Annotated in this window: 4 protein-coding genes; all 4 read left to right on the top strand. The window is 55.6% G+C overall.

Annotation, left to right across the window (positions count from 1 at the left end; genetic code table 11):
- Positions 1-69: 69 nt before the first annotated feature.
- Positions 70-474: a response regulator gene (locus tag HQL52_19780; protein ID MBF0371683.1), complete on the top strand. Its 405-nt coding sequence runs from the start codon at positions 70-72 to the stop codon at positions 472-474.
- Positions 475-499: 25 nt separating this feature from the next.
- The gene (locus tag HQL52_19775) at positions 500-1,912 is read left to right on the top strand and encodes a hypothetical protein (GenBank protein ID MBF0371682.1); all 1,413 of its coding nucleotides are present in this window, start codon (positions 500-502) and stop codon (positions 1,910-1,912) included.
- A 140-nt stretch (positions 1,913-2,052) separates the two neighbouring features.
- A complete protein-coding gene (locus HQL52_19770; protein MBF0371681.1) occupies positions 2,053-4,596 on the top strand; it encodes a response regulator in 2,544 nt (847 codons plus the stop codon).
- Between the two features lie 4 nt (positions 4,597-4,600).
- Positions 4,601-5,706: response regulator (locus tag HQL52_19765; GenBank protein ID MBF0371680.1), on the top strand; the 1,106-nt coding region annotated here is incomplete at its 3' end.

Raw genomic sequence — 5,706 nt, 5'->3', positions numbered from 1 at the left:
TTAAAGCCGATTTCCACGCTCTGTTTGGAAAAGGAGGTTCTGGGCTGGTAGAGGTTGAACCCCCGCCCCATGGCCCGCATTCTCGTTATTGAAGAAAAGCAGGAAACCGGCAACGACTGGATCAACCCCCTTCTCGACCAAGGCCATCAGGTGATCCCGCAACCCTCGGGCAAAAAGGCCCTGGTATGGTTGCGGGAAAACCGGATCGATCTGATCATCACCCCTATTTTGATGCCGGATATGGATGGCCTGGAACTGATTTTGGAGATCATCCGCAACCATCCCCAAACCCGAATCATCGCCATCTCCGGTGATGGAGCCTGGTTTTCTGGTCAACAACTCTTGACCACAGCCCGGGAGTTGGGAGCCCACGACACCCTGGCCAAACCCGTTGAGCCGACCCAGCTGCTGGAGGCGGTCACCCGGGTTTTGCATTCAAAGGGTGGCAATCAGACGCAATCTTTGTCAATTTGAGTGCCCCATTGACGCGAAGCGATGGTTGACTGACGAACGACCGTTTTTTTTCCTGGCACCCGCCTATCCAGGATTGGCTAAAATCCGAAGAGGGGCTTATGCCAGGGAACGCAGCAGGCCGGAAGCAGCCAAATCCGAACCGAACCAAAATCGGCTTCAATCAACCGAGGGGACCACACCCGACGAGGAACAGATGTTGTTCGACACCCACACCATCCAGCAGGTGATTGCGCTGTGGCAGCAGGAAGAGAAAGAGGATTTACCTCCCCTCTTTTCCGACCATGTTCAACGAATCATGGAGACGGTCTTTTTGGCTGGCCTGCACCGGGTGGAGGATCATCCGGTGACCCTGAGCGTTACCCTCACTGAGCCTGTCGAAAATCTGGAGACCGATCGCCCCGGGGAAAACATCTACATCCGCTTTGGCAAAAAACGCCCCTTTACCGTAGATACCCTGGACAAGTTGGCGATGGGTTTCGATCCCCTGACCACAGCTCTTGGAGTCAGTCCGGTCGTTGGAACCCCCCAACTCCTGGAAATCTGGGGGGCGATCTTTACCAGCCGCCGAGGCCGGGACCGATTCGACCCCCTTCCCTTCGGCATACCCGCCCCGGATCTACTGACCATTTCCACCTTTCAAGCAGGCTCTCTCTCTTTTTTTCGGGAAAACCGTCTCATTGCCCGCTTCAATGCCGGGCGCCTTTCCGAGCCTGCCTCCAAGCCCTTCACATCAAGCCTGATGGGCTGGAACCTCCTGGAAAGGATCAAAAGCCACTCCGAGTTTAAACGCTGTGGCACCAAATATTGGTATATTTATCGTCATTTTATCGACCGACTTCTGCTGGAAGGGGGCAAACTGGGCCATGGCGGCACCATCGTCTGGATGCCGAACGCTCCTTGGGGAGGCGTGGACGAACCTCAGTACAGTCACTGGATGCTGCCCAAACATATTCTCCTGGACGCTCCCAAAGGGGCACCACTCCTGGAAGATCTCTGTGCCATGGAGCAGATGCGTGAAGAAAACCGCTCGGCCCGCCACAGCGGTCAACCGGTCGCTGACGGCCATGTGATAGAAGAGACGGTTCTGGAGTGTAAACGCAAAGTCGTCGATCATGCGGAACTTTTGGCCAATCTCACCCGGCTTGATGGCGCACTGATCATCGACCATTCCCTGCGACCCATCTCCTTCGGAACAATTCTCGCAGCCCCCCACTGGCCCCATCAAACCCTCAGATGGCCCGACGAACGCATGATGCACCATCCCGGCCCCATCGATCTTTCCCGCTATGGCACCCGCCACAACTCAGCGGTCAATTTTGTCGGTCAACATCCGGGAGCCGTGGTGTTCGTCATCTCTCAAGATGGACCCGTAGTGGGTCTCACCCGCAAGGATGACACCACCATCTTTTGGTGGCCGGATTGCTTGGGCCGCATTTAACAGCCAACCATTACAGCTCTGAATATCACTTTTTTGGCTGGTCACAAAAATTATCAGCCCTTTTCACCCCCGTTCCTGATATATTTTCAGGGTTGCCGAACGGTGTCTGAATCGCTTGGCTGGAGGGAGCCAAAAATGCCATGTCGCAACCTGAAAAACCGCTGATTCCCAGCTGGGCCGAAAGGTGCCGAGTCCCCTGCCGGTTTATAACCACTGTGCTCCTCCTCGCCCTGCTCCACGCGGGGCTCATGCTCCTCACCCAATCCTTTGCCACGCCCCCTTCCCGACTGACATCCATTGCTCTGCATCTTCTGGTCATTGGCCTGGGTGGGTTGCCGGTCATCTACTATTTTCTCTATCGGCCTCTGGATCTACACCGCAGCCGGCAGGATTGGATCCTCAAGAGTGCAGCCCAACTCAATAGTCGCATGCGGGGGCTCACCGATACCGATGCGTTGTGCCACACGGCTCTGGGTTTCCTGGCCAACCATCTCAAGGCCCAAAATGGGGCTATTCACTTGATGGAAACGGATGGTCTGCTGCACCTCACCGCCGGTTTTGCCCTCTCCCCGGAGCAAGCCGGACGGAAAACCTTTCAGCTGGGGGAAGGGCTCATCGGTCAAGCCGCTCTGGAAAAAAAGATCTTTCATCTGGCAGATATTCCCACCGATTCTCTGACATCGTTCACCATCGAAGCCGGTACCGTGGCAGTGGCTCCCACCGACGTTCTAGCCATCCCCATGATCCATAACGATCAACTCCGAGGGGTGTTGACTCTGGGTGCCATCCATCCCTTTTCCGAGCTGCATCAGAAACTTCTGGAACGGGTGAGCGGCACCATCGCTGTCGCTATTGGGAGTGTTCAAGCAGCCCTGCGCACCCAGACCCTGCTGGACGAAACCCAAAGACAGGCCCAAGTACTGACGATTCATCAAAAAGTTTTGGACGATACCATCTCTCAGCTGGAGCAGACGAGCGGCTATAAATCCCGTTTTCTGGCCTCCATGTCCCACGAACTGCGCTCCCCCCTCAACAGCCTGCTGATCCTCTCCAAGCTGCTGGGGGACAATAAACAGGGCAATCTCACCGACAAGCAGGTGGAGTTTGCCGAAACCATCCATGCTGCGGGCTCCGATCTCCTGGCCCTGATCGACGAAATCCTCGATCTGGCCCGGATCGAAGCCGGGCGGGTACGGATCTTCAAGGATGATCTCAAACTGACGGAACTTGCCGAAAGCCTGGGCAAACTGTTTCGACATGTGGCTCAGGACAAAGGGGTTCTGTTTGAAGTCAATCTCAAGGGGATGCTGCCCATCGCCCTCTATACCGACCGCCAGCGGGTGGAACAGATTTTAAAAAACCTCCTCTCCAACGCCATCAAGTTTACGGAGAAAGGTCTGATTGAACTCACTTTTCAGGCTCGAAAGCCGGACAATCTCGACCCTAAAATAATGGCCAAAGCCAAGGATTGGCTCGCCATCTCGGTTACTGATACCGGCATCGGTATCCCTGAAGAAAAACAGGCGCTGATCTTCGAACCCTTCCGCCAGGTGGACGACAGCACCAATCGCCAATATGGCGGAACGGGATTGGGGCTCGCCATCTGTCGGGAGCTGGCCACCCTGCTGGAAGGCAGTATTACCCTCAAGAGCCAGGAAGGTGAAGGGAGCGTTTTCACCCTCTATCTGCCGGTGACAAGTGCCCCGGTGGCCGTAGAGAGCGAAAAATCTGAAGGTGAAGACAACATCGAAACAAGCCAAACTCCCCAGCCCCGGGACAAAGGACTCGAATCCATCCGCGACGATCGGCGCACCTTGGGCCCTGCGGATCGATCGATTCTGGTGGTGGGCACCGACCACGAACGGGTGCGCAAACAAAATGAAATCGCCCGCAATCTGGGGCTCGGGGTGATCGTGGCCGGGGATCAGGGAGCCGCACTCTTTCTCGCCAACTATTATCACCCCGTAGCGGCCATCGTCGTCGGCGAGCTGTCGGGTGTGGATATCACCGGCTTGGTGGATCGCCTCCGGGGGGCCGTGCGTTGGGACTCCCTGCCACTGTTGCACCTGGCCCATCCCGGTTTTCAGACCCCCAAAACCGCCATCAAAAAAGCCTACCGAATGGTCTCCCTCTCCTCTGGTAGCGACATCTGCATCCAGGAGTCTACCCGCTTTCTGAAAGAGGTCGTCGATGGCATTCCAGGCCGCAAGCCCAAGGTGCAACCATCCACCGCAGCCCTGACCACCGATCCAACCTCACTAAAGAAAAGCCCCGACAAAATGCCCTCTGCCCGCAACCTGGAAGGGCGGCGCATTCTCCTGGTGGAAGACAACATGCGCAACATTTTTGCCCTCACCAGCCTCCTGGAAGATAAACAGGCCACCATTCTCATGGCTGAAAACGGCCGGATCGGCTTGAACCGCCTGGAGGACGAAACCGAAGAACCGGTGGATATGGTACTTCTGGATATCATGATGCCAGACATGAATGGCTATGAAGTGTTGAAAGAAATTCGCAAAAACCCCAAACTCCAAAACCTCCCGGTCATCGTCCTCACCGCCAAGGCACTCCACGGTGAGCGGCAACGCTGCCTGGATGCCGGGGCTTCCGATTATCTCCCCAAACCAGTGGATCCCCCCAAACTGCTCTCCATGATCGACATTTGGCTGGGCGAAGGGGGATAACGAAATGAAACCACGCATTCTGATCGTTGACGACCTGCAAAAAAATCTCCTCGCCACCGCCTCCCTGCTGGAGGAGCTGGATGCGGAACTGGTGCTGGCAGATAACGGTCAGGAGGCTCTACTGCAAATCATGCGGGGAGAATTTTCCGTCATTCTGCTGGATGCCCACATGCCGGACCTGGACGGCTTTGAGATTCTCAAGCTGATGAACGGGGTCAAAAAAACCAAGCACATCCCCATTATCTTTATCTCAGCTGTCTATAAGGATGAGCAGCACCTTTTTGAAGGCTATGATCTGGGAGCGGTGGATTATCTGGTCAAACCCTTCAATCCCCAAATTTTACTCGCCAAGGTGAAGGTTTTTCTGGAGTTGCACCGACACAAGGAAACCATCCGGAAAAAAGATCAGGAGCTGAAGCTGTTTCGCAACCTGATTGATCGTACCGACGATGAAATTTTAATCTTTGACCCCCAAACAGGCCTCCTGCTGGATGCCAACGCCACAGCCGTAGAGCGCCTGGGCCTCTCCCCTCCCTTTGCCCCTTTTGAAATGACCATGCCCGACTGCCGGGTCATCTGCCCCCAAGGAAGTGTCTGGCGGGATGTGGTTCGGGAAGTGCGTCATCGTGACAAGCTGCTGGTGGAAGGAGGGCGCTTCAACCAGGAGGGAAAATTTCGCCATACCGAGGCCAATCTGCAACTCCTGACCCAAAACGACAAGGAATACCTGCTGGCGGTGGTGCGGGATGTCACCGAACGCAAAGAGACCGAAGCGTACAATCTGCGCCTGCAGCACGCCCAGAGGGCCAACTATATCCTACTCCACACCGCTCTGGAGCAAACGACTCTCACCCATAAACTGCACATCGCCCTCGATACCATCTCTACCGTCCCCTGGCTCAAAGTTCAGGCCAAGGGGGCCATTTTTATTCTAAACGAAAAAAACAACACACTGGAACTGGCGGCCCAGCGGAATGTGGCCGACGACGACATCCTCAACCACTGCACTCAAATTCCCTTGGGGCACTGCCTGTGTGGGCAAGCTGCCCAGGAAAAACGCATTATTTTTTCTGCCGACTTTCAGGCAGAGCCTCACCACGATCAGGGTCC

Source organism: Magnetococcales bacterium (genome assembly GCA_015232395.1).
In the GTDB taxonomy this organism is placed as follows: Bacteria; Pseudomonadota; Magnetococcia; order Magnetococcales; family JADFZT01; genus JADFZT01.
This window is presented reverse-complemented; position numbering and strand designations above follow the sequence as displayed.